28 protein-coding genes are annotated in these 24,445 nt (G+C 63.6%); 16 read left to right on the top strand and 12 right to left on the bottom strand.

The genetic code is table 11. The annotated features are described in order from the left end of the window. Window positions 1-4: 4 nt before the first annotated feature. The 3 genes from fmt to truA are packed head-to-tail and all read left to right on the top strand — an operon-like array spanning window position 5 to window position 2,240. A complete protein-coding gene (gene fmt, locus FCU66_RS09785) occupies window positions 5-958 on the top strand; it encodes a methionyl-tRNA formyltransferase (protein WP_136616053.1) in 954 nt (317 codons plus the stop codon). Continuing rightward, window positions 955-1,461: a GNAT family N-acetyltransferase gene (locus FCU66_RS09780; protein ID WP_136616054.1), complete on the top strand. Its 507-nt coding sequence runs from the start codon at window positions 955-957 to the stop codon at window positions 1,459-1,461. Before fmt ends, FCU66_RS09780 begins: the two co-directional genes overlap by 4 nt. 23 nt (window positions 1,462-1,484) lie before the next feature. Further along, a complete protein-coding gene (truA, locus tag FCU66_RS09775) occupies window positions 1,485-2,240 on the top strand; it encodes a tRNA pseudouridine(38-40) synthase TruA (protein ID WP_136616055.1) in 756 nt (251 codons plus the stop codon). 48 nt (window positions 2,241-2,288) lie between these two features. Here the strand turns inward: truA and FCU66_RS09770 are convergent, their stop codons facing one another. Together FCU66_RS09770 and dapE are read right to left on the bottom strand one after the other, a co-directional pair. Continuing rightward, the gene (locus tag FCU66_RS09770) at window positions 2,289-2,921 is read right to left on the bottom strand and encodes a transporter (RefSeq protein ID WP_136616056.1); all 633 of its coding nucleotides are present in this window, start codon (window positions 2,919-2,921) and stop codon (window positions 2,289-2,291) included. A 2-nt stretch (window positions 2,922-2,923) separates the two neighbouring features. Then, window positions 2,924-4,117: a succinyl-diaminopimelate desuccinylase gene (gene dapE / locus FCU66_RS09765; protein ID WP_136616057.1), complete on the bottom strand. Its 1,194-nt coding sequence runs from the start codon at window positions 4,115-4,117 to the stop codon at window positions 2,924-2,926. A 129-nt stretch (window positions 4,118-4,246) separates the two neighbouring features. On the opposite strand from dapE, the gene FCU66_RS09760 reads away from it, so the two are divergent. After that, complete coding sequence (locus FCU66_RS09760) at window positions 4,247-5,290, top strand: 2-dehydropantoate 2-reductase (protein ID WP_136616058.1); 1,044 nt, start codon at window positions 4,247-4,249, stop codon at window positions 5,288-5,290. Here the strand turns inward: FCU66_RS09760 and FCU66_RS09755 are convergent. The 4 genes from FCU66_RS09755 to dapD form a co-directional block, all read right to left on the bottom strand. After that, window positions 5,190-5,966: a hypothetical protein gene (locus FCU66_RS09755; RefSeq protein WP_136616059.1), complete on the bottom strand. Its 777-nt coding sequence runs from the start codon at window positions 5,964-5,966 to the stop codon at window positions 5,190-5,192. The genes FCU66_RS09760 and FCU66_RS09755 overlap by 101 nt on opposite strands. A 13-nt stretch (window positions 5,967-5,979) precedes the next feature. Then, window positions 5,980-6,357 (bottom strand): DUF805 domain-containing protein, encoded by a 378-nt coding sequence (locus FCU66_RS09750; protein ID WP_024502086.1) that lies wholly within the window; start codon window positions 6,355-6,357, stop codon window positions 5,980-5,982. Beyond that, window positions 6,350-6,712: a DUF805 domain-containing protein gene (locus FCU66_RS09745; protein WP_136616060.1), complete on the bottom strand. Its 363-nt coding sequence runs from the start codon at window positions 6,710-6,712 to the stop codon at window positions 6,350-6,352. The genes FCU66_RS09750 and FCU66_RS09745 overlap by 8 nt, the downstream gene beginning before the upstream one ends. A gap of 72 nt (window positions 6,713-6,784) precedes the next feature. After that, entirely contained in the window at window positions 6,785-7,639 is an 855-nt protein-coding gene (gene dapD / locus FCU66_RS09740) for a 2,3,4,5-tetrahydropyridine-2,6-dicarboxylate N-succinyltransferase (RefSeq protein ID WP_136616061.1), read from the bottom strand. A 228-nt stretch (window positions 7,640-7,867) separates the two neighbouring features. On the opposite strand from dapD, the gene FCU66_RS09735 reads away from it, so the two are divergent. After that, a complete protein-coding gene (locus tag FCU66_RS09735; protein ID WP_136616062.1) occupies window positions 7,868-8,713 on the top strand; it encodes an LOG family protein in 846 nt (281 codons plus the stop codon). A 94-nt stretch (window positions 8,714-8,807) separates the two neighbouring features. On the opposite strand, the gene FCU66_RS09730 is transcribed toward FCU66_RS09735, so the two are convergent. After that, window positions 8,808-9,542 carry a pyrimidine 5'-nucleotidase gene (locus tag FCU66_RS09730; RefSeq protein ID WP_136616063.1) on the bottom strand — a complete coding sequence of 245 codons (735 nt, stop codon included), beginning with the start codon at window positions 9,540-9,542 and terminating at the stop codon, window positions 8,808-8,810. A gap of 161 nt (window positions 9,543-9,703) precedes the next feature. On the opposite strand from FCU66_RS09730, the gene FCU66_RS09725 reads away from it, so the two are divergent. The 3 genes from FCU66_RS09725 (at window position 9,704) to FCU66_RS09715 (ending at window position 12,311) form a co-directional block, all read left to right on the top strand. Next, complete coding sequence (locus FCU66_RS09725) at window positions 9,704-10,465, top strand: GGDEF domain-containing protein (RefSeq protein WP_136616064.1); 762 nt, start codon at window positions 9,704-9,706, stop codon at window positions 10,463-10,465. 194 nt (window positions 10,466-10,659) lie between these two features. Next, window positions 10,660-10,875 (top strand): hypothetical protein, encoded by a 216-nt coding sequence (locus FCU66_RS09720; RefSeq protein WP_136616096.1) that lies wholly within the window; start codon window positions 10,660-10,662, stop codon window positions 10,873-10,875. Beyond that, window positions 10,872-12,311 carry a GMC oxidoreductase gene (locus FCU66_RS09715; RefSeq protein ID WP_136616065.1) on the top strand — a complete coding sequence of 480 codons (1,440 nt, stop codon included), beginning with the start codon at window positions 10,872-10,874 and terminating at the stop codon, window positions 12,309-12,311. The genes FCU66_RS09720 and FCU66_RS09715 overlap by 4 nt, the downstream gene beginning before the upstream one ends. A 58-nt stretch (window positions 12,312-12,369) precedes the next feature. On the opposite strand, the gene FCU66_RS41045 is transcribed toward FCU66_RS09715, so the two are convergent. Continuing rightward, window positions 12,370-12,537 (bottom strand): hypothetical protein, encoded by a 168-nt coding sequence (locus FCU66_RS41045; protein ID WP_164548546.1) that lies wholly within the window; start codon window positions 12,535-12,537, stop codon window positions 12,370-12,372. A gap of 94 nt (window positions 12,538-12,631) precedes the next feature. On the opposite strand from FCU66_RS41045, the gene FCU66_RS09710 reads away from it, so the two are divergent. Continuing rightward, a complete protein-coding gene (locus FCU66_RS09710; RefSeq protein WP_136616066.1) occupies window positions 12,632-13,132 on the top strand; it encodes a MarR family winged helix-turn-helix transcriptional regulator in 501 nt (166 codons plus the stop codon). A gap of 60 nt (window positions 13,133-13,192) precedes the next feature. On the opposite strand, the gene phhA is transcribed toward FCU66_RS09710, so the two are convergent. Beyond that, on the bottom strand, window positions 13,193-14,029 hold the full coding sequence (gene phhA, locus FCU66_RS09705; protein WP_136616067.1) for a phenylalanine 4-monooxygenase: 837 nt from the start codon (window positions 14,027-14,029) through the stop codon (window positions 13,193-13,195). A gap of 140 nt (window positions 14,030-14,169) precedes the next feature. Between phhA and FCU66_RS09700 the strand changes: the two genes are divergently transcribed. From FCU66_RS09700 to FCU66_RS09690, 3 genes are all read left to right on the top strand, one after another. Further along, entirely contained in the window at window positions 14,170-14,646 is a 477-nt protein-coding gene (locus FCU66_RS09700; protein WP_109667301.1) for an Lrp/AsnC family transcriptional regulator, read from the top strand. Window positions 14,647-14,756: 110 nt separating this feature from the next. Then, window positions 14,757-16,304: a magnesium-protoporphyrin IX monomethyl ester anaerobic oxidative cyclase gene (bchE, locus tag FCU66_RS09695; RefSeq protein WP_136616068.1), complete on the top strand. Its 1,548-nt coding sequence runs from the start codon at window positions 14,757-14,759 to the stop codon at window positions 16,302-16,304. 165 nt (window positions 16,305-16,469) lie between these two features. Continuing rightward, window positions 16,470-16,868 (top strand): RidA family protein, encoded by a 399-nt coding sequence (locus FCU66_RS09690; protein WP_136616069.1) that lies wholly within the window; start codon window positions 16,470-16,472, stop codon window positions 16,866-16,868. Window positions 16,869-16,905: 37 nt separating this feature from the next. On the opposite strand, the gene argB is transcribed toward FCU66_RS09690, so the two are convergent. Together argB and FCU66_RS09680 are read right to left on the bottom strand one after the other, a co-directional pair. Continuing rightward, a complete protein-coding gene (gene argB / locus FCU66_RS09685) occupies window positions 16,906-17,799 on the bottom strand; it encodes an acetylglutamate kinase (protein ID WP_013528489.1) in 894 nt (297 codons plus the stop codon). Between the two features lie 106 nt (window positions 17,800-17,905). Next, complete coding sequence (locus FCU66_RS09680; protein ID WP_136616070.1) at window positions 17,906-19,402, bottom strand: amidase; 1,497 nt, start codon at window positions 19,400-19,402, stop codon at window positions 17,906-17,908. 152 nt (window positions 19,403-19,554) lie between these two features. On the opposite strand from FCU66_RS09680, the gene FCU66_RS09675 reads away from it, so the two are divergent. From FCU66_RS09675 to msrB, 4 genes are all read left to right on the top strand, one after another. Then, window positions 19,555-20,094, top strand: coding sequence for a sigma-70 family RNA polymerase sigma factor (locus FCU66_RS09675; RefSeq protein WP_136616097.1), 540 nt, complete (start codon window positions 19,555-19,557; stop codon window positions 20,092-20,094). After that, a complete protein-coding gene (locus FCU66_RS09670) occupies window positions 20,091-20,819 on the top strand; it encodes an anti-sigma factor (protein WP_136616071.1) in 729 nt (242 codons plus the stop codon). Before FCU66_RS09675 ends, FCU66_RS09670 begins: the two co-directional genes overlap by 4 nt. Window positions 20,820-21,043: 224 nt before the next feature. Further along, a complete protein-coding gene (locus FCU66_RS09665) occupies window positions 21,044-21,601 on the top strand; it encodes a fasciclin domain-containing protein (protein ID WP_136616072.1) in 558 nt (185 codons plus the stop codon). 210 nt (window positions 21,602-21,811) lie between these two features. Then, complete coding sequence (gene msrB, locus FCU66_RS09660; RefSeq protein ID WP_056592801.1) at window positions 21,812-22,315, top strand: peptide-methionine (R)-S-oxide reductase MsrB; 504 nt, start codon at window positions 21,812-21,814, stop codon at window positions 22,313-22,315. A 512-nt stretch (window positions 22,316-22,827) separates the two neighbouring features. Here msrB and FCU66_RS09655 read toward each other — a convergent pair. Beyond that, the gene (locus tag FCU66_RS09655) at window positions 22,828-24,423 is read right to left on the bottom strand and encodes a DHA2 family efflux MFS transporter permease subunit (protein WP_136616073.1); all 1,596 of its coding nucleotides are present in this window, start codon (window positions 24,421-24,423) and stop codon (window positions 22,828-22,830) included. Window positions 24,424-24,445 lie beyond the last annotated feature (22 nt).

The raw sequence follows: 24,445 nt of genomic DNA, 5'->3' as shown, positions 1-24,445 counted from the left end.
GGACGTGCCCCTTCGCGTCATCTTCATGGGCACGCCGGAGTTTTCGGTGCCGACGTTGCGCGCGATTGCCGAGGCTGGACACGACATCGCGGCCGTCTATACGCAGCCGCCGCGTGCGGCAGGCCGGCGCGGGCTGGAGCTGACACCGTCGCCGGTGCAGCGCGAGGCGGAGCGGTTGGGCATCGAGACCCGTACACCGGTTTCGCTCAAGGGCGAGGCCGAGCAGGCGGCTTTCCGCGCTTTGCAAGCCGATGTCGCCGTGGTCGTCGCCTATGGCCTGCTGCTGCCGAAGGCGGTTCTGGAGGCAACCCGGCTTGGCTGCATCAACGGCCATGCGTCGCTGCTGCCGCGCTGGCGTGGTGCGGCACCCATCCAGCGCGCCATCATGGCCGGCGACCTGGAAAGCGGCATGATGGTGATGCGCATGGAAGAGGGTCTGGACACCGGCCCGGTGGGAATGGTTGAAAAATGCGCCATCGAACCCGATATGACAGCCGGCGATCTGCATGATCGGTTGATGAGTGTCGGTGCAACCCTGATGGTGGAAGCGCTGGCGCGACTGGAAAGGAACACCCTGACATTTGCCGACCAGGCGGTGGAAGGGGTGACCTATGCCAAAAAAATCGATAAATCCGAGACTCGCGTGGACTGGACTCGCTCGGCGAGCGAGGTCCACAATAGCATTCGTGGCCTGTCGCCCTTTCCCGGCGCCTGGTCCGAGATAGGAATTGGCGGCCGCCCGGAGCGGCTGAAACTGCTTCGCTCGACGCTATCGCAAGGCGTGTCGCTTTCGGAAGATTTGGGCGAGTCGGGAGGAATTCTCGATGACCGGCTGACGGTCGCCTGCGGGGCAGGCGCGATCAGACTGGTCGAAGTTCAACGGGCGGGCGGAAGGCCCGCTGCCGCGTCGGAATTCCTGCGCGGGGCCAAGATCGAAAAAGGAATGAAATTCTCATGAGCATGATGTCGATACGCGCGGCGACGCCGCGGGATCGCGAGGCCATTCGCCTCGTCGAGGAACACGCTTTCGGCCAGCAGGCGGAGGCCGGGCTGGTCGACGCGCTGGTGACCGGTGGCGACGCCGTTGCCGAACTGGTGGCGGAAGAAGACGGCCAGGTGGTCGGCCACATCCTGTTTTCCCGGCTGTTCGTCCAGAATGGCGGTAAGACCTTCGCGGCCGTGGCGCTCGCGCCGCTGGCGGTGGAGCCCTCGTTCCATGGCAGCGGCATTGGCGGCGCGCTGATCCGCGAGGCGCATATCCGCCTCAGGGATGGCGGCGAGACGCTGGCCGTGGTGCTCGGCGACCCCACCTATTACGGGCGTTTCGGCTATAGCCACACGCGTGCCGAGAACTTCGAAAGCGAGTACCAGGGCGAAGCGCTGCAGGCGCTGGCCTGGGGTGACGCACCAGAGGCAGGCACGCTGGTCTACGCCTCCGCCTTCACCGCTCTCGCCGCCTAGGCGAGAGCGTATAGCCGCCCCGCATGCCGCGTTTTCGCCTCGACATCGAATATGACGGCAGCCTGTTTGCCGGCTGGCAGCACCAGGCGGATCAGCCTTCGGTGCAGCAGGCGATCGAGCAGGCGATCGAAAAATTCTGCGGCGAAGAGGTCAGGCTGCGCGCCGCCGGCCGCACCGATGCCGGCGTGCATGCGACCGCCCAGGTGGCGCATGTCGACCTCGCCAAGGCGTGGCCAGGCGACAAGGTGCGCGATGCCATCAATGCCCATCTGCAGGCGGCCGGCGCGCGCATCGCCATCCTGAAGGCGACGGTCGTCTCCGACGGTTTCGACGCGCGCTTCTCGGCCACCGGCCGCCACTATCTTTACCGCATCCTCAACCGCCGCGCGCCGGCCGCGCTCGACAAGGGCAAGGTGTGGTGGGTGCCGAAGCGACTCGACGCCGGCGCCATGCATGAGGCGGCGAAGGTCCTGCTCGGACGACATGACTTCACCACCTTCCGCTCGACCCAGTGCCAGGCCAACAGCCCGATCAGGACGCTGGAGCGGCTCGATGTGATGCGGCAAGGTGACCTGATCGAGGTCAGGGCTTCGGCGCGCTCCTTCCTGCACAATCAGGTGCGTTCGATGGTCGGCTCGCTCAAGCGCGTCGGCGACGGCGGCTGGACCGAGGCCGACCTGAAAGCAGCGCTCGAGGCGCACGACCGCGCCGCCTGCGGACAGGTGGCGCCGCCCGACGGGCTGTTTCTTATCGGCGTCGATTATCCTGAGGTCGACTAACCAGGATAGAGGCCGGAAGGCTCTATCCTGGGTAGAGGCTGGAAGGCTCTACCCGGAGACGAACCCGGAAAGGCTCTGAGCCCCGACATCATCCGGCACGGTGATGCCGAGCAGCGTCTGCAGGCCGAACAGCACCAACAGCGACGCGATGAACATACCGACGAAAACGCCGGTGCCGATCGCTGCGCCCTTGCCGATGGTGGCGTTGGTCATGCGCCAGGTCAGCACCATCGACAGGGCAAACAAAAGCAGCGACACGAGGCTCGAAACCTGGCTCGCGGACGACAGGAAAAGCCGGATCAGCGCCGAGGGCAGCATCAGCCAGGCGGTGATGGCCGAAGCCCAGTTGCTGGCAACGACGTAGTGGACGAAGCGGCCGCCTATGCCGGCGCGCGGCGCGATCAAAGCGAGCGCGATCAGTGGCAACACCCAGGAGCCGATGTCGACCGTCGCCAGGCGCACCAGCATGCTGAAGCGACCCGCGAATGCATCGGGATCGCCGATCTCGTTGGCGATGCCGACCCAGCCGACGATCAGCGCCGGTGCGGCAACGACAATGGCGAAAAAGGAATTCCAGAAGCCGTCGGCCGACAGGTCGAGCAGGCGCAATCCATCGGCCTTGCCGAGCATCAATCGCCAGGCGCCCGTTAGCGAAGCTTGGGTTTCGTCTGCCGAAAGCATGCTCAGCCCTGTCCGAACCAGTCTTCGATGAAGCGCTGGTAGATCTGCGTCAGCGTTTCGAGATCGGCAATGGCGACGCGCTCGTCGACCATGTGCATGGTCTTGCCGACCAGCCCGAACTCGACCACCGGGCAATAGTCCTTGATGAAACGCGCGTCGGACGTGCCACCGGAGGTCGACAGCGTCGGCTCCTTGCCGACCGCCGACTTGATCGAGCCGCGAAGCGTTTCGATCAGTCTGTCGTCGCGGGTCAGGAAGACATGGCTTGGCCGGTCGCGCCAGACGAGCTCATAGTCGACCGGCGTCTTCTTGCCCTGCCGGTACTTCTTGCGCCTGGCCGCCTGGTCGAGCCGGTTGTGGATCTCGGCCTGCAGGGTCTCATCAGTCCAGGTGTCGTTGAAGCGGATGTTGAAGGTCGCGATCGCCTTGGCCGGAATGACATTGGTGGCCGGGTTGCCGACATCGATGGAGGTGATCTCCAGATTGGTCGGCTGGAAATCCCTGGTTCCCTTGTCGAAGACGGGATGCAGCAAGGCGTCGACCAGGCTCATCAGCCCGCGCACCGGATTGTCGGCAAGCAAGGGATAGGCGACATGGCCCTGGCGGCCATTGACGGTGACGGCGCCGGACATGGAGCCGCGCCGGCCGATCTTGATCATGTCGCCGAGCGCGTCCGGGTTGGTCGGCTCGCCGACGATAGAGGCATCCCATTTCTCGCCCCTGGAAGCCGCCCATTCGAGTAGCTTGACGGTGCCGTTGATGGCCGGACCTTCCTCGTCGCCGGTGATCAGCAGCGAGACCGAGCCTTTCGGACCACCATTCTGCTCGACATGGCGCGCCACGGCGGCGATGAAACAGGCGATGCCGCCCTTCATGTCGACCGCGCCACGGCCATACATCTCGCCATTGGCGATCTCGGCGGCGAAGGGCGGATGCGTCCAGGCGGCTTCGTCGCCGACCGGCACCACGTCGGTGTGGCCAGCGAACATCAAATGCGGGCCGTTGCCGGAACGCCTCGCATAGAGGTTCTCGATGTCGGGCGTGCCGTCTTCGGAAAAAACCGGCCGATCGACCAGGAAGCCGAGCGGTTTCAGCATCGTCTCCAGCGCGGTCAGCGCACCGCCCTCAGTGGGCGTCACCGAAGCGCAACGGATAAGGGCGGCAAGGTTTTCGGCGGGATCGGTCGGCAGCGTCATGGCAAAAGCGATAGTCGAAAGCGCGGGGCCTGTCACGGCCAGACATAGGGGCCAGCCCCATGGCTGGCGATACCGCCGACATTATGGTTTTCATGTCGTATAGTTGCGGGCCGGATGCGGGGCGACAGGATGGCGAACGAGGACCGAAGGATCGTCATTGCCGGCGCCGGCAGCATCGGCTGCTATGCCGGCGGCTGCCTAGCGCTTGCCGGGCGCGAGGTGATCCTGCTGGCGCGGCCGCGCATCGAGGCGGCGTTGCGGCAGGGTGGGTTGCGGGTCAGCGACCTTGAGGGCCGCGATCGCTCGATCAAGCCGGAGGCGCTTGCCGTCACCACCGATCTGGCCGCCGCCCTGTCACAGGCGGACGTGATCCTGGTCACGGTCAAGAGCGGCGCGACGCAGGACATGGCAGCCCTCATCAAGGCCCATGCCCGTCCGGATGCTGTGGTGGTCAGCCTGCAGAACGGCGTCGACAATGCCGACAGGCTACGTGCCGGACTTGGCCAGCGCATGGTGCTGGCCGGCATGGTGCCGTTCAATGTCGTGCAGTCGCCCGACGGTGAGTTGCCGTTGCGCGTTCACCGCGCCAGCGACGGAAAGGTGATGGTCGAAGGCGGCAACGCCGGCCTGGTCGGCCTGCTCAGTGTCGAAGGGTTTGCGGTCGAAGCCCATGGCGAGATGAAGGCCGTGCTGTGGGGCAAGCTGCTGATGAATTTGAACAACGCGCTGGTGGCGCTTTCCGGCCTGCCGCTGGCATCCGAATTGGCTGATCGGCGCTGGCGGCTGATCCTGGCCAGCCAGATCGACGAGGCGCTCACAGCGATGAAAGCGTCCGGCATCGAGCCGGCGCGGATCGCCGGCCTACGGCCGGCGCTGCTGCCGAAAGTGCTCAGGCTGCCGGACTGGCTGTTCAAGCTCTTGGCGCGCCGCATGCTGGCGATCGACCCGCAGGCGCGCTCATCGATGTGGGACGATTTGCAGCGCGGCCGGCCGACGGAGATCTATGATTTGCAGGGCGCCGTCCTGCGGCTGGCGGAAAAGGCCGGCACGCCGGCGCCGATGGTCCAGCGGATCACCGCTTTGGTGCGTGCGGCGGAGGCGGAGCGGCTTGGCTCGCCGGGCCTGGCGCCGGAGCAGATCTTTGCGTCGCCGGCTGGCCGTCGATCAACGTGATCTTCTGCCAGATTTTCCGGGACAGGTTGGACGCCAGGTTTTCGATGTCGTTGACGCCGTCGATGACCACGTCGTCATTGACCGACTGCGCGAACAGCGCTGCGATCTTGCCGGTGATCGACAGCATTTCCGAGCAATAGTCGAGGTAGCGCGCCAGGTCGGCGGCATTGGTGATGCGGGCCGGCGAGTGCGCCGTCGGCTTGAAATTGGCCGAAAGGGCCGCCGGATCCTTGGTCAGCTGGTGCATGTCGATGACATGGATCAGCGAGCGCAGGCCGTGCAGCTGGCGAAACACCCGCTTGCGTTTGATACGCTCCTCGGTGCGGATCAACGCCAGGAAGCCGAGCACGGCAAGGATCATCATGTTGATCGTGGCTTCGATGCCCTGCACCGACTGCACCGCATCGTCGGCCTGGGAGATGTGGATGAGCGGCAGGATGGTGCCGACGAACAGGAAGATCAGCGCACCGGCGATGACGGCGGCGATGATCAGCCCGCGCAGCCACCAGATCGGCGCTTCCAGCGCCTGAGCCGCCTTGGCCAGATCGCGCGACAGCGAGACCAGTTCGGCGGCGACCCCACGCAATCCCGCTTCGGGGAAACGGTCGGCGATCCGCGCTTCCAGCCGCTCGGCGGTTTCGACGATCAGTTTCGGATCAAGCGTGCGGTAGCGCATGTCCGATCGGCCCTCAGGGTTGTGCCGGCTCGTTGGTGCGCCGGCCATAGCGGTTGGGCCCAGGCTGCCCTGGAAACAGGCACAACACAAGGAAGGCGACGATCGAGACCACCGGCACGAACAGGATCAGCGCGGCAATGCCCGGCTTGTCGAGGTCGTGCAGGCGCTTGACCGCCAGTGCGATGTTGGACCACAGCGAGGCGATGAAGGCGACAAAGAAGATGAACGACCACATGTTGCTCTCGGCCGAACCTTCCGGCACCAGCGTGAAGCGGTAGAGCGGAAAGGCCTGGATGATGGCGACGAGCAACCCGCCAAGAAAATAGGCCGCGCGACTGACGCGGCCCGATGTTTTGAAGAAAAGCCAGGTGAGATCTGATCTGTCAGGCAAGCGGGTCCGGTCCATATTGATTGGCGCCCCTGGCGCCTTCGAGAATGCCGCATTCCACCAGAAACCAGATCGGACCGATTAAAGGCACCAGCATGATCAGGCTCCACCAGCCCGACTTGCCGCGATCATGCCAGCGCTTGGCGTAGACTGCGAGTGCGAAATAGATCGAGGCCAGAGCGACGAGAATGCCGATGATGCCGATCTGGGCGCCGCTGGCAGTGGAGATGCGTGTGCCGAGGATCGCATCGAGAATAAAGGCAACGATACCAATGACGATGAAAACCCCAATCGCGGCCCAGAACTTGCCACGGTTGATGCGACCATCAAAGCTTGTGAGCAGATATTTCCAGTCCATGTCACCCCTCCATATTGAACCAGCGCGACCGATTGTCGCGCCGGCGGAAGGTGCGCTCGCTTTGCGCAAAGATCAATCGCGCAGCAATTCGTTGATCGATGTCTTGGACCGGGTCTTCGCATCGACGCGCTTGACGATGACGGCGCAGTAGAGGCTTGGACCCCAGTTCTCGCCCGGCACGTTCTTGCCCGGCATTGTGCCGGCCACCACAACCGAATTGGGCGGCACTTCGCCGTAGAAGACTTCGCCGGTGGCGCGGTCGACGATCTTGGTCGACTGGCCGATGAAGACGCCCATGCCGAGCACCGAGCCTTCGCGCACGATGCAGCCCTCGACCACTTCCGAGCGCGCGCCGATGAAGCAATTGTCCTCGATGATGGTGGGACCGGCCTGCATCGGCTCCAGCACGCCGCCGATGCCGACGCCGCCGGACAGATGGACGTTCTTGCCGATCTGGGCGCAGGAGCCGACCGAAGCCCAGGTGTCGACCATGGTGCCGGTATCGACATAGGCGCCGACATTGACGAAGGACGGCATCAGCACGGCGCCCGGCGCGACATAGGCCGAACGGCGCACGATCGACGACGGCACGGCGCGGAAGCCTGCCTTCTCGAAGTCGACGGCACTCCAGCCGTCGAACTTCGACGGCACCTTGTCCCACCACACCGCCTCGCCCGGACCACCCTTGATGATCTCCATCGGATTGAGCCGGAACGACAACAGCACGGCCTTCTTCAGCCACTGGTTGACATGCCACTTGCCGTCGGCCTGCCGCTCGGCGACGCGGGCGGCGCCGCGATCGAGCAGGTCGAGTGCCGACTGGATGGCGTCACGCGTTTCGCCGCGCGTCGCCGTCGAAATCGCGTCGCGTTCCTCGAAGGCCTTCTCAATGGTCTTTTCGAGGTTCGCCAGATCGGGCTTCGACATGAATTCGCTCCATTACCAAGCTGTTAAGGGGCTGCGCCTTAACCTGTTTTGAAAGTCGCGCGGACCCCTTGGCAGGCTTTGCCTGCCTGGGTCTTTGCATGTAGCAGGTTCTTGTCGCAAAACCGCCGGACACTTTTGCGGAACCTGCTTATGTGAAGCCTTGGTGAGGGTCAATCGCGGGTGCGTCATGGGACGGCGCAAGGGAAAAGAACTGGACGGGTAAAACATATGACTCCTATGGAAAAGGCGGGATGGACGCCGCTGCCGCATTCGGACGAGGATCTGGAGCGGTCGAAGAGCGTGCCGGACACGCCGCAGACGCGTGCCGAGACCTACCGGCTCGCCTGGAACGATCCCGACTTCATGACGCGGCGTGAATTGCGCGCGGTCAGGTTGCAGCTCGAACTCTTGAAGCCCGAGATGATCCTGGCCGAACGCGGCATCCGTTCGACGGTGATCCTGTTCGGCGGCGCACGCCTGCCCGAACCCGGCGGCGAGGCCTGGGCGGCCAAGAACGAGACGCAGAGGAAGAACCTCGAGAAAAACAGCAAATACTACGAGGAGGCACGCAAGTTCGCCCGCCTCTGCTCGCAGCAGTCGGCTGCTTCATACTACCGCGAATATGTCGTGGTGACCGGCGGCGGGCCCGGCGTGATGGAAGCGGGAAACCGCGGCGCCGACGATGTCGGCGCGCCGTCGATCGGCCTCAACATCGTCCTGCCGCATGAGCAGGCGCCGAACATCTATGTGACGCCGGAGCTCTGCTTCAACTTCCACTATTTCGCCATCCGCAAGATGCATTTCGTCATGCGCGCCAAGGCCGTGGCGGTGTTTCCCGGCGGCTTCGGCACGATGGACGAGTTCTTCGAGACGCTGACCCTGATCCAGACCGGACGCATGGAGCGCGTGCCTGTGATCCTGTTCGGCAAATCCTTCTGGAAACGGGCGATCGATCTCGATTTCCTCGCCGAACAGGGCACGATCAGCCCGGGCGATCAGGACATCATCGACTTCGTCGACACCGCCGACGAGGCCTGGGGGATCATCAGCCGGTTCTACAAGTTAGGGGAATAGGGCTGGGAATCGGAGAACTGGGGAATTGAAGAACTGATGAATTGAAGAATGAAGGGAGTTACTGTCTCCCGCTCCGGATCGATTCCCCAGTTCTTCAGTTCTTCAGTTCTTCAATTCCCTGCCCTTCCTTCCCCTCCACAATCGCCGTCAGGAACCCCGCCAGATCGTCGGTGACGAAATCGACGTCGTCTTCCTGCGTCGGGTCGCGCTCCCAGATCTCGGCAAAGGTCGGCTCGAAATTGCGCGGCACCACCAGCACCGTGGTCATGCCCAGCGACTTCGGCACCGAAAGGTTACGGGCAAGGTCTTCGAACATCACCGCATTGTGGCCGGTGACGGCGTGCAGCTCGGCGAACTTCTCGTAGGTCTGGCGCGCCGGTTTGGGATTGAGTCCGGCGGCGACGATATCGAAGATGTCGTCGAAATGTTCGAGAATGCCGAGCTGGCGCGCGGTGCGCTCGGCATGCCTGCGGTCGCCGTTGGTGAAGATGAACTTGCGGCCCGGAAGCTGGCGGATGGCGGTGCCGAGAACGGGATCGGGCACCAGCCATGAATAATCGATGTCATGCACCTTCTCGAGGAAATCGTCGGGGTCGATGCCATGACGCGTCATCAGCCCGTTCAGCGTCGTGCCATATTCGCGGTAGAGTTCCTTCTGCAGCTTGCGCGCCTCGTCGCGCGGCAGCGCCAGCAGTTCGCCGACATAGGCGGTCATCTTGACGTCGATCTGCGAGAACAGATTCGAATGGTGCGGATAGAGCGTGTTGTCGAGATCGAACACCCAGTCGGTGACATGGGCGAAGCGCGCGGGATCGGGGAGCGTGGTCATGCGCTCCTTATGACATGAAACAAGCATCCTGAAAGAGACTTTATCCACAACTTCTGCTCGTTGAGGTTGCGTAAATCGCCTCACGATTCAAATTTTATGCATCCGGGAAAGGTGGCCTTCAGGGCTTGCTGGCACAGAGACAAGTCCTGTGGGAGCAAGCGATGAACAGCATAATTTTGAAATCCGCCGCCATTGCTTTCGCCTCTGTCGCAGCCTCTCTCCTGCTGACGCTGATCATCGTTCCGGCGATGGGATTTCCAGTCAACCGCACGATCTGGCTGACCTCCACGCTCTGTCCGCTGGTGCTGGCATGGGTCGCCAGCGCAAGCACGTTCTGGCAAAGCGACAGGCTGAAAAATGCGCATCGCGAGCTTGCCCGGGCCCATGCCCAGCTCGCCGCCGCGCATCGCCGCCTGGCGGAAAAGGCGAGCCGCGACGACATGACCGGCATGCTCAACCGGGAAAGCTTCTTTGCCGCGCTCGACGGTTCGCGCCGCAAGTCCGATCGTGGCGCGCTGCTGATCATCGACGCCGACCACTTCAAGAAGATCAACGACAATTTTGGCCACCTGACCGGCGATGACGCGCTGCTTTTGATCGCCAGCGCGATCCAGCGCGGCGTGCGCAGCGGCGATGTGCTCGGCCGTATCGGCGGCGAGGAGTTCGGCGCCTTCCTGATCGGCGCCACCGAGCAGGAGGCCAAGCGCGTCGCCGAGCGCATTCGCCGCGAAGTCGAGCTGATCCGCTTCCGGCCCGTCGACGAGCGGACCATTCCGCTCACGGTCAGCATCGGCGGCACCGTCTGCGGCGACGATGTCAGCGTATCGGACCTGATGCGTGCCGCCGACCGGCGCCTCTACCAGGCCAAGCATCAGGGCCGAAACCTGACGATCCTCGATACGGACATCTCCGCAGCGGCGTGATCCGATCGCCACAACCAGCTCGTTAAGGAAATTCTAACGCTGTTTGCACTCGGTTGCACCGTTTAGCCGGGTTTTCACTGCTTTGCGGCCAGACTTGGCACGATACTGGCTTCTGCGGCGATGCATGTGTCGTTCCGGGAACTGCCGTTCCAGGAATGCCACGCATTGTCGAAGCCCCCACCCGAGAGACCGTCATGAGTTTCTTCATCAAAAAAATGTCACGCCGCGCGATCGTGCAGGCGCTGATCGCGCTGCCTGCTTTGTCGCTGTTCCGCAAGCTGCCTGATGCCGATGCCTCCCATGCCGATCCATCCCGGGCCGATCCATCTCATACCGGTGCGTCCCGGGCCGACCCGAACGAGATCGTCGAGGTCAATGGCTGGATCCTCAGGCGGAGTGACCTGGCATGATCTTCGACAGCTACGAGGCGTATCGCGCCGCGAATTTCACCCCAAAGGTCTGCATCCTCGGCTCCGGCCCGGCCGGCACCACCATTGCCCGCAAGCTTGGCGCCGCCGGCATTCCGGTCGTGGTGCTGGAGGCCGGCTCGCGTGAGTTCAGCGACGAGTCGCAGGATTTCTACCGTGGCACCACGGTCGGCGATTTCTATTTCGATCTCGACATCACCCGGCTGCGGTTCATGGGTGGCAGTTCCAACCACTGGGCCGGCTGGTGCCGCGTGCTCGACAAACAGGATTTCGAGCCGAAGGCCTGGGTGCCCGATACGGGCTGGCCGATCCGCCGCACCGACATCGAGCCCTATCTACCGGAAGTGCGCGATATTCTCGACCTTCCGGCCTTCCGACCGGACATGCCGATCTCGGACGACATTCGCTGGGTGCAGCTGATCAAGAGCCCGGCTGTGCGCTTCGCCGAGAAATTCGGCGACGAACTCGACAAAGCCAAGAACATAGCGGTCGTGCTCAACACATGCGTCACTGAACTCGCTGGCGACGGCAAACGCGTGACGGGCGCCAGACTGTGGTCGAACGGCCAGGATGCCGGTTCCTTCAGTGCCGACTATTTCATTATCTGCACCGGCGGACTGGAGAATTCGCGGCTGCTTCTGTGGTCGAACCAGCGCTCGAATGGCGGCGTCGTGCCGAATGCGACAGCGCTTGGCCGCTACTGGATGGAGCATCCGACCTTCGAAGGCGGCAATGCCATCCTGGCCGACTACAACGCGTTCGAGGTCGATGCCGTCAACGAGGCCTTTTTCTCGCCGACGCTTGCCGCCATGGAGCGGCTGCAGATCATGAATTTCGGCATCAGATTGATCGAGACGCCGTATCCGGGGGTCAAGAGCCTTATCGCCGATCTCGCCTGCACGGCGCCCAGCATGGCGGAATGGATGTCCTACCAGCTCAGCCAGAGACTGCGCTGCGCCGCCCAGCTCTACGTCGCCTGGGAACAGGCGCCGCTGGCTTCCAACCAGATCGAGCTGTCGAAGACCGATGTCGACCATGCCGGCGCACCGCGCATCGAGCTGCACTGGAAGAAAACCGAGCTGGAACATCGCACCCTTCTCGAAGGGCTCAGACTGTTCGGCACGACGCTGATCGAGAAGAATCTCGGCCGGGTGCGCATTGCCGACTGGATCAGCAATGGCCAGGACTATCCGACCAATGACGAGACGGCGGGCCATCATCATATGGGCGGCACGCGCATGGGCACCGACATCAGCAAGAGCGTGGTCGACGCCAACTGCAAGGTGCACGGCATGGACAATCTCTATGTCGGCGGCTCCTCGGTGTTCTGCACATCGGGCCAATGCAACCCGACGACGACGATCACCGCGCTGGCCTGCCGGCTGGGCGACCATCTGAGCAAGGTGGTCACCGTCTGACGGCCCCACGGCAAATTCGCCGGCGCGAGTGATGGCGCCGGCGGATGCGCGGTATAGCTCAAAAGCCGTAGACGGCGATGCGCACCAGCACGGCGGCTGCGGCCAGCGAGACGAGCAGAATGCCGAGGCCGATGGGAGAGCCCCAGCCATACCATTCCATCGCCAGCTTGGCGTATTTGAACTCCTCCTCATGCGAGAGGGGCGCGCGCTGCTGAATCAAACTCATTTTTCACTCCTTGTCGGCGGCCGGCTCTTGCCTTGCAGGCAGTGCGGCCGCATATTGCTGCGATAGTCGAAATGTTAGACAGATTGATAGTTAGATGAGCGAAGTAAATTCGTCAACCCAGAATCGTGCAGAACTGACTGCCTCCATCGGCCTTGCCATCATGCAATGGCAGGATGCGACGCAGGCCTATGACGAAGCGGTGGGGGTGAGGCTCGGGCTGAACATGGCCGAACGCCATTGCATCGGGCTGCTCCATGGCGGCCCGCAATCGGCCGGCGCGATCGCTACAGCGACCGGGCTGACGCCGGCTGCGGTGACCGCGCTGATCGACCGGCTGGAGGCGCGCGGCCTGCTGACGCGCATGCGCAGTCTCGAGGACAGGCGCAAGGTGGTGATAGAGGCGACCGAGGCGACGCGGGAGCTGTCGGCGCGCTACTACGGCGCCATCGCGCGCGAAGGCGAAAAGGTCATCGCCAGCTTCGGCGACGCGGAGCTCGTCACCATATCGCGCTTCGTCAACGCCGCACTCGGCCTGCAGCGCGACCAGCTGGCGCGGCTGAAGGCCGAGGGGTCCGACACTCTAAACGGGCGATAGGAGTGCCGATGGCTCCCGCCCCCATTGAGGGCGGGAGATCGCGACACGCTGTTGCGGAAGCTAGACCGTTGCCGGGTCGAGCGCCGGCTGGCCTTTGCGGCGGGCGACGATTGCCTCGAAGTCGGCGGTCTGGAAGGCATCGCGCAAGGCGTCGAACGACGGCAGCACGAAATAGGCGCGCTGGAACTTGTCGATCTCGTAGCCGGTCCGCATCACCGTTTCCAGGTCGAAGGGCACGTGATGGGCGTCCTTGCTGTCGACGGCGAACTGCAATTCGGTGAACGACGACATCAGGCCGGCGCCGAAGGCTTTCAGCGGCTGACCGGCCTCCTGCATCAGGCCATATTCTGCCGTGTACCAGTAGAGCCGGGTGATCATCTCGTCGCCGCCCAGCGCAATGATGTCGCCGGCCTTGCGGCCATACATGTGCATGAAATCGGCGAACACCGGCTGCGACAGCACCGGCACGTGGCCGAAGAAATCGTGGAACATGTCGGGCTCGACGATGTAGTCGAGCTCCTGCCTGGTCCGCAGCCAATTGGTGACCGGGAAGCGGCGGTTGGCGAGATGATCGAAGAAGGGGGCGGCGGGAATGAGACCCGGCACGGCGACGATCTCCCAGCCGGTCAGCTTGCGCAGCTTGGCGCTGACCGCCTCGAAATCGGGGATGCGGTCGAGCAGGCCGAGCTTCTCGACGCCGTCGAGATAGGAATGGTGGGCGAGCTTGCGCGTCAGTTTGGTCTGGCGGTCGCACAGCGTGCGCCACACCGCCTGCTCTTCGGCGCTGTAAGCATAACCCTGCGCCACGGTGAAATCGGAACGGCAGACCGAGTAGTCGCCGCGCAATCCTTGCGCCGCGCAGTCGCGGGCGTATTCGGCAACGCTCATCGTCGTCATGGTTTTTCTCCCTCGCAAATCATGAATGGCTGACGTGCCGAAAGGCTAGCCGGATTTGCCGAGGCAAATCGATTTTGATGATGGCTCGAAGGCAGAATTCGAGATAATATTCCCTCAGAAATCATCTCCAAGGAGTGAAAATGCCTCAGTTCGATGAGTTCGAGATCAAGATGCTCGATGTCCTGCAGCGTGACGGGCGCAAGCCGGTGTCCGAACTGGCACAAGAGATCGGCCTATCGACGACGCCGTGCGCGCGGCGCTTCGAGGCGCTGCAGGAGGCCGGCATCATCAAGGGATTTGCCGCGGTTATCAGCCGCCGCGCGGTCGGGCTGATGGTCGAGGTGTTCATCCAGGTGCGTCTTGTCAGCCACAGCGACGGCTCGCCCGAAAGCTTCATTGCCGCCGTGCAGCGCATGGACGAGGTGTCGTCGTGCTGGACGATGACCGGCGACCACGATTTCCTGCTGCATGTCATGGTGCCGTCGGTCGACGAGCTCAACGCCTTCGTCATGCACCGGCTGATGCGGCTCGACGGCGTGCGCGACGTCCACACCCAACTCGTGCTACAGAACATCAAGGGACCCGGCCACGTGCCGCTCGCCCACCTCAGGCGGTGATGGTGCCCCGCATTCTTGCGGGAAAGCTGCACGCAAACTGCTGAAATGGGCCAAGCGCGTGTCCACATCGCCGGCCAATTTGCGCGGACCAACTGCCCAGGAGGTCCGCCATGAAAATCGTCCTGATCAATCCGCCGCACACCGCCATCGGCAGCCGCGTGCCCGACGATCATCTGCCGCCGCTCGGCCTGCTGGCGCTGGGCGGCCCGCTGATCGATGCCGGCCATGAGGTGCGGCTCGTCGACGCCGAATTCGGGCCGATGCCGCTCGAGAGTGTGGTGCGCAACGCGCTCGCCGACCGCCCCGACTTCATCCTGATCGGCCATTCCGGCTCGACCTCGGCGCATCCGACCGCCCTGCTGCTCGCACGCATGATCAAGGAGCGCGAGCCGGCGACCATCATCATCTATGGCGGCGTCTTTCCGACCTATCACTGGCGCGACATTCTGACCGCAACGGATGCCTTCGACTTCATCGTGCGCGGCGAGGGCGAGGCGACCGTCGTGGCGCTGGTGGAGGCGCTGGAGATGCGCCAGCCGCCGGCGAGCGTGGCCGGAATCGCCTTTCGCGACGATCTGCGCCGTCCCTTCGCTACGCAGCCGGCCATGACCATCGCCGACCTCGACGCCTATCGCGTCGGCTGGGAGCTGATCGACCATATCAATTACAGCTACTGGGGCGGCAAGCGGGCCGTGGTCATGCAGTTTTCGCGCGGCTGTCCGCATCTGTGCAACTATTGCGGCCAGCGCGGCTTCTGGACCCGCTGGCGGCATCGCGATCCCGTGAAATTCGCGCAAGAAATCGCCTGGCTGCACCGCGAATACGGCGTCGAGCTGATCAATCTTGCCGACGAGAATCCGACGGTCTCGAAGAAAGCCTGGCGCGCCTTCCTCGATGCGATGATCGCCGAGAACGTGCCGGTGCTGATCGTCGGCTCGACCCGCGCCGACGACATCGTGCGCGATGCCGACATGCTGCATCTCTACCGCAAGGCCGGTGTCATCCACTGGCTGCTCGGCATGGAAAACACCGACGAGCAGACGCTTCAATTGATCCGCAAGGGCGGCAGCACCTCATCCGACCGCGAAGCGATAAGGCTGCTGCGCCTGCATGGCATCCTGTCGATGGCGACCTGGGTGGCCGGCTTCGAGGATGAAGGGTTTCGTGACCTTTGGCGCGGCTTCCGGCAGCTCATCGCCTACGACCCCGACCAGATCCAGGCGCTCTATGTGACGCCGCATCGCTGGACGCCGTTCTTCCGCATCGCCCGGGATCGCAAGGTGATTCAGCAGGACGCGCGCCTGTGGGACTACAAGCACCAGGTGCTGCAGATGACGCGACTGAAGCCGTGGATGCTGTTCTTCAGCGTCAAGCTGATCGAGCTGGCGGTGCAGTCGCGGCCGAAGGCGCTGGCGCGCATCCTGTTCCATAGGGATCCCGAGCAGCGCCACTCGATGCGCTGGTACACGCAGATGGGCCGCCGCGTCTGGTTCCGCGAGGTCTGGGGATTTCTGGTCCGTGACATCAGGGTGAAAGACGGCCCGACACTGGCCGAATTCTGGGGTGCGCCGCAGGACGCCGAGGAGGAATCGATGACCGTCGCGCGTCCGCCACGCAAGCCGGCCGGAACCGTCGTCTCGATTTCACCGGGCGCCTGACCTGCTCTGGGCAATCTCAGAAAAATACGCGACGTATGCGCATTGACATACGCAACGTATGTATCCACATCCCACATACGGGGCGTATGTAAAATGCCTCGGACAGTGTGAAGCGCAGGTCGCGATCGCTCTGGAGATCGGCCTGCCTTGTTAATTGGATGGAAAATGACCAAACGCGATGCGATCTTCCCTGCCGGCCGGCAGGCTCTCTATGAAATCAACCGCTATTCGGCGGCGATCCGCTCAGGAGACTTGCTGTTTGTCTCGGGCCAGGTCGGCAGCCGCGAGGACGGGTCGCCCGAGCCGGTCTTCGAAAAGCAGGTGCAGCTTGCCTTCGACAATCTCGCGGCCGTGCTGAAGGCCGCCGGCTGCACGTTCGACGACATCGTCGACGTGACCACGTTCCACACCGATCCGGCCGCGCAGTGGGAGGCGATCGACGCCGTTCGGCTGAAGGCGTTCGGTGAACCGCCTTACACGAACTGGACCGCGGTGGGCGTGAACTGGCTGGCGGGCTTCGATTTCGAGATAAAGGTCATCGCGCGCCTTCCTCAGGCCGCCTGATCGATCGGCGGCGAGCGGCCAAGCGGCCGTTCGCCGCTCAGGGCACGATCAGCGTGCCAGCGCCGTGTTCGGTGAACAGTTCGAGCAGCACCGCATGCGGCGTCTTGCCGTTGAGGATGACAACGCCTTCGACGCCGCGCTCGATCGCTTCGATGCAGGTCTCGACCTTGGGGATCATGCCGCCCGACACCGTGCCGTCCTTGATCAGCGCCTTGGCCTCGGCCACGGTCAGTTCGTCGATCAGCTTCTTGTTCTTGTCGAGCACGCCGGGCACGTCGGTGAGGAACAGCAGCCGTGTCGCCTGGCAGGCGCCGGCAATGGCGCCGGCGAAGGTGTCGGCGTTGATGTTGTAGGTGTGACCGTCCCGGCCCGGCGCCACCGGCGCCAGCACCGGGATCATTTCGGAACGCGCCAGAAGGTCGAGCAGCGTGCGGTCGACCTCGACCGGCTCGCCGACAAAGCCGAGATCGAGCACGCGCTCGATGTTGGAGTCCGGATCGATCATGGTCTTGCGCGCTTTTTCGGCGAAAACCATGTTGCCGTCCTTGCCGCACAGGCCGATCGCCCATTCGCCCTCGGCGTTGATCAGCGCGACGATCTCCTTGTTGATCGAACCGGCCAGCACCATTTCGACGATCTCGACCGTCTTCTGGTCGGTGACGCGAAGACCGCCCTCGAACTTGGATTCAATGCCCATCTTGGCCAGCATGGCGCCGATCTGCGGGCCGCCACCATGGACGACGATAGGGTTGACACCGGATTGCTTCAGGAGCGCGATATCGCGGGCAAACGCCTTGCCGAGTTCGATATCGCCCATGGCGTGGCCGCCATATTTCACCACGACGGTCTTGTGCTCGTAACGCTGCATGTAGGGCAGCGCCCGCGACAGCAGGGCGGCCTGCATTTCGGCGGTGGCGGTTATTTCCGTCATCGGCTTGTTTCCCTGAAGATCGGTAAGGACGGCGGCGTCTTAGCGGGAATTGGCGCTGCCCGCAAATGGCTTTGCTGTCATATTCGAGCGCCTCACGACCTCGTCATCACGACGGCGCCATCAGCGGCGCCCTGCGACCCAGCCAACCCGAGATCTTCTCCATCTGCGCGGCGAGCGACAGCAGCGTCTCTTCGTCGCCCGGACGGCCCGCTGCCTGGATGCCGATCGGCAGGCCGGCGTCGGTGACATGGACCGGCAGCGCGATCGACGGCTGGCCGCTGACATTCTGGATCGCCGGCCAATGGGTGAACCAAAGGCTCTTGTCCATCAGCTGGCCGAAGAACGGCTTCAGCTTCAGCAAGGCCGTCAGGTGAAGCTTGTCTAGCAGGTTCTCGATGAGCTCATCGGCGCCTTTCGGATCCATGGCGCCGCAGGCGAGCGGCGGGTGGGCAATGATCGGCATCAGCACGGCGTCATACTGCGCGGTCTCCGCGATCAGCTGCCGCGCGGCGGCATGCAGCCGCTGCAGGTCTGCATAGGTCTCGCCGGCCGACACCATTTCGCCGAAGCGGGCGAGCATGCGCGTGGCGCGCTCGATGTCGCCCGAAACGGAACGGCCGACACGCAGCGCTTCCGCACGCATCGTGCCGGCGACGGCAGAGGCAACCGTCCTGCAGAAGTCGGCGAAGAAATCGCGCCCGATAGAGGGCAGATCGATCTCCGTGACCGTATGGCCGCCCTCGCGGGCAAGCGCCACCGCCGTGTCGAGCGCTTTGAGCGTCTCGTCCGAGATCGGCAGGCCAAGCGGCGATTTGCGGTAAACGGCCAGCCTGAGCTTGCCGGGATCGCGCGCCGCAGCTGCCGCGAACGTGCCTTTCGGCGGCCGCGCGGCATAGGGCGACAAAAGGTCGGGACCGTGGGTGAGGTCGAGCAGCAATGCGCAATCGCGCACCGAACGGGTATGCGCATGATCGACCACCATGCCGTACCAGCTTTCGCTCACCAGGGGCGTCAGCGGTGTGCGGCCGCGCGACGTCTTCAGGCCGACAAGCCCGGTGCAGGCGGCAGGCACGCGGATCGAGCCGCCGCCATCCGAGGCATGCGCCACCGGCACCACACCGGCGGCGACCAGTGCCGCCGCACCACCCGACGAGCCACCGCTGGTGTGGCCGGTGTTCCAGGGATTGCGGGTGATGCCGAAGGCCTTGGATTCGGTCATCAGCCGCAGCCCGTGTTCCGGCGACGTCGAGGTGACGATCGGAATGAGCCCGGCGGCGAGATAGCGGTCGGTAAGCACCGAATTGACATCGGCCAGCCATGCCGGAATGCGGCTGCCGCCATGCGTCGGCACACCCTTGATGGCGATGCCGAGATCCTTGATGGCGAAGGGAACGCCGGCCAGCGGCAGCGAGCGGTCGACGGTCTTCGCTCGCGCCCGCGCGGCATCGTAGAGCGGCTCGGCCGTGGCGTTGATGTCGGGGCGGGTGGCCTCGGCACGGGCGATCGCGGCTTCGGTCAGCTCGACGGCCGAAATGTCGCCCTTGCGGACCAGGTCGGCGAGGCCGGTTGCGTCTTGCGCCCACAATGTATGTTCAATCGACATGCACGCTCCCCCCGTCACTGCCGACAGGCTAGCCAGTGGCGACTTCATTGGCAATCGACGGACGGATCCGGGCTGGCGACATGCAAGGCTTCGGCGTGCACAAGGTTATTTCCGCCGTTGCAAATACATTGCAATCGCCTAATTTGCCTGAGATGACGCCGCAGGACATCACCAAGCTGATCGTCCGGACTTCGATGAAGGATCGGGCTGCGTTCGATCTGCTCTACCGGCAGACCAGCGCGAAACTTTTCGGTGTCTGTCTTCGTGTATTGAACGACCGGGGAGATGCGGAAGAAGCGCTCCAGGAAGTCTTCGTCAAGATATGGACAAAGGCGGATCGTTTTGCCGTCTCCGATCTAAGCCCGATCTCCTGGCTGGTGGCGATAGCGCGCAACCACGCGATCGATCGCGTCAGGGCGCGACGCAAGCCTGCCGCCGATATCGATGCCGCGCTCGACGTGGCCGATCCGGCGCCGGGGCCTGAAGCGATGGTGGTGGCGGGCGACGAATCCGAACGCATCCACCATTGTCTCGATGAGCTGGAGAAGGACCGGGCGGCGGCCGTTCGGGGCGCCTATCTCAAGGGCGAAAGCTATGCCGAACTGGCGGAGCGCCACGGCGTGCCGCTGAACACGATGCGTACCTGGCTGCGCCGCAGCCTGTTGAAACTCAGAGAATGTCTGGAAAGATGACGCTGGCAGAAGACACAGGACCGGAACGTGGAGGCGACGACCTGCTCGCCGCCGAATACGTTCTCGGCGTGCTGGCTGCCGACGAACGCCAGATCGCCTCCCGCCGCATCGATGCCGAGACGGATTTCGCCCGCCTTGTCGACGGCTGGGAGGTCAATTTTTCGCCGCTCGCTGCCGCCTATCCGGAAATCGAGCCGCCGGCTTCGATCAAGCCTGCGATCGATCGCCGCCTGTTCGCGTCCACCGCTTCCGTGACCACGCCCGCTGAATCTCGCGGCGGGCTATGGTCCAGCCTGGCCTTCTGGCGTGGCCTTGCCGCGGCGGCGGTTGCAGCACTGGCGATCTACGTCGCCGTGCCCATCCTCAACCCGCCGGTCGAGCAGCAGCAGGCGCGCCTCGTCGCCTCGCTCGCCGCCGAGGGCAGCGATGTCAAATATCTCGCCGTCTACGATGCCGCGCATCACGAAGTGGGCCTGTCGCACGTCTCCGGTGAGCGTGCCGCAGGCAAGGACTTCGAACTGTGGATGATCGAGGGCAAGAACCCGCCGGTCTCGATGGGCGTCATTCCGGCCGGCGCGACAGCGCATATCGTCGTCTCGCCGGCGGCCCAGCAGAAGCTTGCCCAGGGCGCGGTGCTTGCCGTCAGCCTCGAGCCGGCAGGCGGTTCGCCGACCGGCCAGCCGACTGGACCGGTGGTCGCCGCGGGCGATCTGAAGGGCATCTGAAAGGTTCAGCACACCTGCAAATTCAAAATGGACTATCTTAAGTCTATCCTTGGCCGAACACGCCAATGGAAAGCATGTTAGCCGGCAACCGGTTGCGCTGACAAATCTCTCGGACTACGCATAAAAATTAAAAATCCCAATATTTTTGAAACTTGCGCATTTTTGCTCCGTATCTCCTCGCGTTCCCAAAGATGGGAAGAGAAAAACCCGAGGAGTTTGACATCATGCGTAGATACGCCACCCTTTTGCTCGCCGGCACGATCGCCATTTCCGCTCTTGCCACTGCCGCCTATGCCGAAAACCCGATGGTTGGCGGCGCCGCCATGTTTGCCAACAAGAACATCGTCGAAAACGCCGTGAACTCGAAGGACCACACGACGCTGGTCGCCGCCGTGAAGGCTGCCGGCCTGGTCGAAACGCTGCAGGGCGCCGGTCCGTTCACCGTGTTCGCACCGACCAACGACGCCTTCGCGGCACTTCCGGCCGGCACGGTCGAGACCCTGCTCAAGCCCGAGAACAAGGACAAGCTCACCAAGATCCTGACCTGCCATGTCATCGGCGCCAAGGCGATGGGGGCGGACGTGGCCGCGATGGCCAAGGCTGACGGCGGCACTCACAAGGTCAAGACCGTTGGCGGCTGCGAGCTATCGCTCAAGGCCGACGGCGGCAAGGTCACCGTCACCGACGAGAACGGCAATGTCGCCAATGTGACGATCGCCGATGTCGAGCAGTCCAACGGCGTCATCCACGTCATCGACAAGGTTCTTTTGCCTAAGATGTAACAAGGGGCTTGCTGCCGGCGAACTTGCAGCAAGGACCCTCCGTCGATTGCATGGTCTCGCTCCCGTGATCCGCAATTGACCCGCGCACTCCGCGTCGTCCACGTTCAGATGTGGGACGGCGCGGAGTGTTCGTTCGAGGGCCACCGTCACCGGCTTTTGATTTCCGGTTGGCGGTATAGTTTGGCAAAGAGACAACAGGAGGAATTGGTCATGAACCGTCGCGACTTTCTTTTGAGCGGCGTCGCCGCCATCGGTGTCGTCGGGGCCGCGGCAACAGTGCTGCGCATGAGCAACCCGCAGGCCGCGCAGGCCGCCGAAAAGTTCGAGGTCACCAAGACCGACGCCGAGTGGAAAGCCATCCTGTCGCCGGCCGCGTTCGACGTGCTGCGCAAGGAAGGCACGGAATATCCCGGCACCAGCCCGCTGCTCAACGAACACCGCAAGGGCATCTTCGCTTGTGCCGGCTGCGACCTGCCGGTCTACCCGTCGGAGACGAAGTTCGAGTCCGGCACCGGCTGGCCGAGCTTCTGGCAGGAGATCGCCAACGGCATCGGCAAGACCGTGGACAGGTCGCTCGGCATGACCCGCACCGAAGTGCATTGCCGCCGTTGCGGCGGCCATCTCGGCCACGTCTTCGACGACGGCCCGGCGCCGACCGGCCTGCGCCATTGCATCAACGGCGTGGCGCTGACCTTCAAGCCCGCCACCGCCTAGAACAGTTCATCGTTTCGCGGACACGCAGAACCGCTCTATTGCTGGCTTAGTTACTCGAAGATGAGTCGAACGGCCAAAGCGATTGTTACGACAAGTGGCAACACAGCGCCTAGCACCATCATGGCAAGGAAGTAGTAGAACCGGACAGGCTGGGTATCTCGGGAAACGTTGCCAGTGCGTTGGCTGACAACGCCAGCCTCAGACCATCGACGTAAGTTCGCCAAACAAACGCGAACCCACAATGGACAGCCGATCGCACACGCCACCAGCAAGATGGCTAGAACCCAAGTCTCCATCAAAATAAGATATCAGGAGATGTTTTAATCATTCGTGCTGCCGGCATTTGACTTCCGCTCGATTCCTACGCGACGGCGGGGCTTGTCAAATATCTGGAAATTACACCTGATCCAATTGGAAACGAAAAACTCCGGGCTTGCGGCCCGGAGTTTTTTGCGCGGTCAGAGCTTTTCGGGCGTGGACTGGAGGAGCTTCCCGAAACAGCTGCCCACGTATCAGTGCCCACCGCCGCCGCCGCCACCCGACGCGGCCGGCTTGCGGATCAGCATGGTGAACAGGCCAAGCGTCGCAAACAGCACCGTCAGCATGAAGAACACGTCCATGAAGGACAGCAGCGCCGCCTGCTGCTGGACCATGCCCGACAGCTTGGAGATGGCGGCACTTGTCGCGTCGAGGCCGGGGGTCTGCTCGAAATTGAGCGTCATGTTCTGCAGCTTGGTCTGCGCGGCGGCACTGCCCCATTGCACGTGCTCGGAGAGCCTTGCGTAGTGGAAGGCATTGCGGTCGATCAGCACGGTGTTGATCAGGGCAAGGCCAACGGCGCCGCCAAGGTTGCGGGTGAGGTTGAACAGGCCCGACGCATTCTTCAGCCGCTCGGGCGGCAAGGTGCCGAGCGCGATGTTGTTGATCGGCACCATGCACAGCATCATCGAACAGCCGCGCAGGATCTGCGGGATGAGCAGTTCGTAGAAATCCCAATCGGCGGTCAGATGCGTCATCCACCAGGTGCCGGTGGCGAAGCCGAAGAAGCCGATCATCATCATCAGCCGCGGGTCCATCTTGTTCGACAGGATGCCCGAGATCGGCGCGGTGAAGAACATGGCCAGTCCGCTGACGAACAGCGCCTCGCCGATCATCATCGAATCGTAGCCGCGGATGCGCCCGAGGAACACCGGATAGAGATAGGTCAGGCCGTAGAGGCCGATGCCGATGACGAAGGAAAACAGCGAGCCGAAGGCGAAGTTGATGTTGGTGAACGCCTTCAGGTCGACGATCGGCTCCTCGGCGGTGAACACCCGCCAAAAGAACAGCACCCCGCCAATGGTCATGACAATGGCGCAGATGAACACGCCCTGGTCCTGCAGCCAGTCATTGTTGGGGCCCTCCTCGAGCACATATTCCATGCAGCCCAGCAAGGCTGCCATGCCGGCGAGGCCCCACCAGTCGAACTTGCTGAACAGCTTGAGGTTGGGCTTGTCGAAGTCGATCAGCGTCCAGGCCGCCGTCGTCACCAGGATGCCGGGCACGACATTGACCAGGAACAGCCAATGCCAGGACATGGCATGGCTGATATAGCCGCCGACGGTCGGGCCGATGGTCGGCGCCAGCGTCGCCACCAGGCCGATCATCGGCGAGACGACGGCGCGGCGCGAGGGCGGGAAGATGGTGAAGGCGGCAGCGAAGACGCTCGGGATCATGCCGCCGCCGATGAAGCCCTGGACGGCGCGGTAGACGATCATCTGGTCGATGTTGGTGGCGGTCGCCGCCAGCGCACTGGCCGCGGTGAAGCCTGCCGCCGAGATCGTGAACAGCACACGTGTCGACAGCATCCGGCTGAGGAAACCCGACAGCGGGATCATCACCACTTCGGCGATCAGATAGGCGGTCTGCACCCACGGGATCTCGTCGGAGCTGGCGCTCAGGCCGGCCTGGATCTCGGCCAGCGAGGCGGAGACGATCTGGATGTCCAGGATGGCCATGAACATGCCGAACACCATCGCCAGGAAAGCGATGACGCGCCGCGTCGAAATGGTGTCAGGCACAGCCGGCCTTGCCGGCGGCGCTCCTGCTGTCAGGGTTGCGGTTGCCATGGCATTGCTCCCCGGCGGCCGC

The sequence above is a fragment of the Mesorhizobium norvegicum genome (genome assembly GCF_004919685.1).
GTDB lineage: Bacteria > Pseudomonadota > Alphaproteobacteria > Rhizobiales > Rhizobiaceae > Mesorhizobium > Mesorhizobium norvegicum.
This window is presented reverse-complemented; position numbering and strand designations above follow the sequence as displayed.

What these genes read in the sequence shown, in the direction of transcription:
- FCU66_RS09730 (WP_136616063.1), bottom strand. Translation starts at nt 9,542, where the DNA reads ATGACCACGCTCCCCGATCCCGCGCGCTTCGCCCATGTCACCGACTGG.
- FCU66_RS09755 (WP_136616059.1), bottom strand. Translation starts at nt 5,966, where the DNA reads ATGCGCTACCGCACGCTTGATCCGAAACTGATCGTCGAAACCGCCGAG.
- FCU66_RS09725 (WP_136616064.1), top strand. Translation starts at nt 9,704, where the DNA reads ATGAACAGCATAATTTTGAAATCCGCCGCCATTGCTTTCGCCTCTGTC.
- FCU66_RS09710 (WP_136616066.1), top strand. Translation starts at nt 12,632, where the DNA reads ATGAGCGAAGTAAATTCGTCAACCCAGAATCGTGCAGAACTGACTGCC.
- FCU66_RS09700 (WP_109667301.1), top strand. Translation starts at nt 14,170, where the DNA reads ATGCCTCAGTTCGATGAGTTCGAGATCAAGATGCTCGATGTCCTGCAG.
- FCU66_RS09760 (WP_136616058.1), top strand. Translation starts at nt 4,247, where the DNA reads ATGGCGAACGAGGACCGAAGGATCGTCATTGCCGGCGCCGGCAGCATC.
- FCU66_RS09675 (WP_136616097.1), top strand. Translation starts at nt 19,555, where the DNA reads ATGACGCCGCAGGACATCACCAAGCTGATCGTCCGGACTTCGATGAAG.
- FCU66_RS09670 (WP_136616071.1), top strand. Translation starts at nt 20,091, where the DNA reads ATGACGCTGGCAGAAGACACAGGACCGGAACGTGGAGGCGACGACCTG.
- FCU66_RS09655 (WP_136616073.1), bottom strand. Translation starts at nt 24,423, where the DNA reads ATGGCAACCGCAACCCTGACAGCAGGAGCGCCGCCGGCAAGGCCGGCT.
- dapE (WP_136616057.1), bottom strand. Translation starts at nt 4,117, where the DNA reads ATGACGCTGCCGACCGATCCCGCCGAAAACCTTGCCGCCCTTATCCGT.
- phhA (WP_136616067.1), bottom strand. Translation starts at nt 14,029, where the DNA reads ATGACGACGATGAGCGTTGCCGAATACGCCCGCGACTGCGCGGCGCAA.
- argB (WP_013528489.1), bottom strand. Translation starts at nt 17,799, where the DNA reads ATGACGGAAATAACCGCCACCGCCGAAATGCAGGCCGCCCTGCTGTCG.
- truA (WP_136616055.1), top strand. Translation starts at nt 1,485, where the DNA reads ATGCCGCGTTTTCGCCTCGACATCGAATATGACGGCAGCCTGTTTGCC.
- bchE (WP_136616068.1), top strand. Translation starts at nt 14,757, where the DNA reads ATGAAAATCGTCCTGATCAATCCGCCGCACACCGCCATCGGCAGCCGC.
- FCU66_RS09715 (WP_136616065.1), top strand. Translation starts at nt 10,872, where the DNA reads ATGATCTTCGACAGCTACGAGGCGTATCGCGCCGCGAATTTCACCCCA.
- dapD (WP_136616061.1), bottom strand. Translation starts at nt 7,639, where the DNA reads ATGTCGAAGCCCGATCTGGCGAACCTCGAAAAGACCATTGAGAAGGCC.
- FCU66_RS09735 (WP_136616062.1), top strand. Translation starts at nt 7,868, where the DNA reads ATGACTCCTATGGAAAAGGCGGGATGGACGCCGCTGCCGCATTCGGAC.
- FCU66_RS09665 (WP_136616072.1), top strand. Translation starts at nt 21,044, where the DNA reads ATGCGTAGATACGCCACCCTTTTGCTCGCCGGCACGATCGCCATTTCC.
- FCU66_RS41045 (WP_164548546.1), bottom strand. Translation starts at nt 12,537, where the DNA reads ATGAGTTTGATTCAGCAGCGCGCGCCCCTCTCGCATGAGGAGGAGTTC.
- FCU66_RS09690 (WP_136616069.1), top strand. Translation starts at nt 16,470, where the DNA reads ATGACCAAACGCGATGCGATCTTCCCTGCCGGCCGGCAGGCTCTCTAT.
- FCU66_RS09680 (WP_136616070.1), bottom strand. Translation starts at nt 19,402, where the DNA reads ATGTCGATTGAACATACATTGTGGGCGCAAGACGCAACCGGCCTCGCC.
- FCU66_RS09770 (WP_136616056.1), bottom strand. Translation starts at nt 2,921, where the DNA reads ATGCTTTCGGCAGACGAAACCCAAGCTTCGCTAACGGGCGCCTGGCGA.
- msrB (WP_056592801.1), top strand. Translation starts at nt 21,812, where the DNA reads ATGAACCGTCGCGACTTTCTTTTGAGCGGCGTCGCCGCCATCGGTGTC.
- FCU66_RS09780 (WP_136616054.1), top strand. Translation starts at nt 955, where the DNA reads ATGAGCATGATGTCGATACGCGCGGCGACGCCGCGGGATCGCGAGGCC.
- FCU66_RS09745 (WP_136616060.1), bottom strand. Translation starts at nt 6,712, where the DNA reads ATGGACTGGAAATATCTGCTCACAAGCTTTGATGGTCGCATCAACCGT.
- FCU66_RS09720 (WP_136616096.1), top strand. Translation starts at nt 10,660, where the DNA reads ATGAGTTTCTTCATCAAAAAAATGTCACGCCGCGCGATCGTGCAGGCG.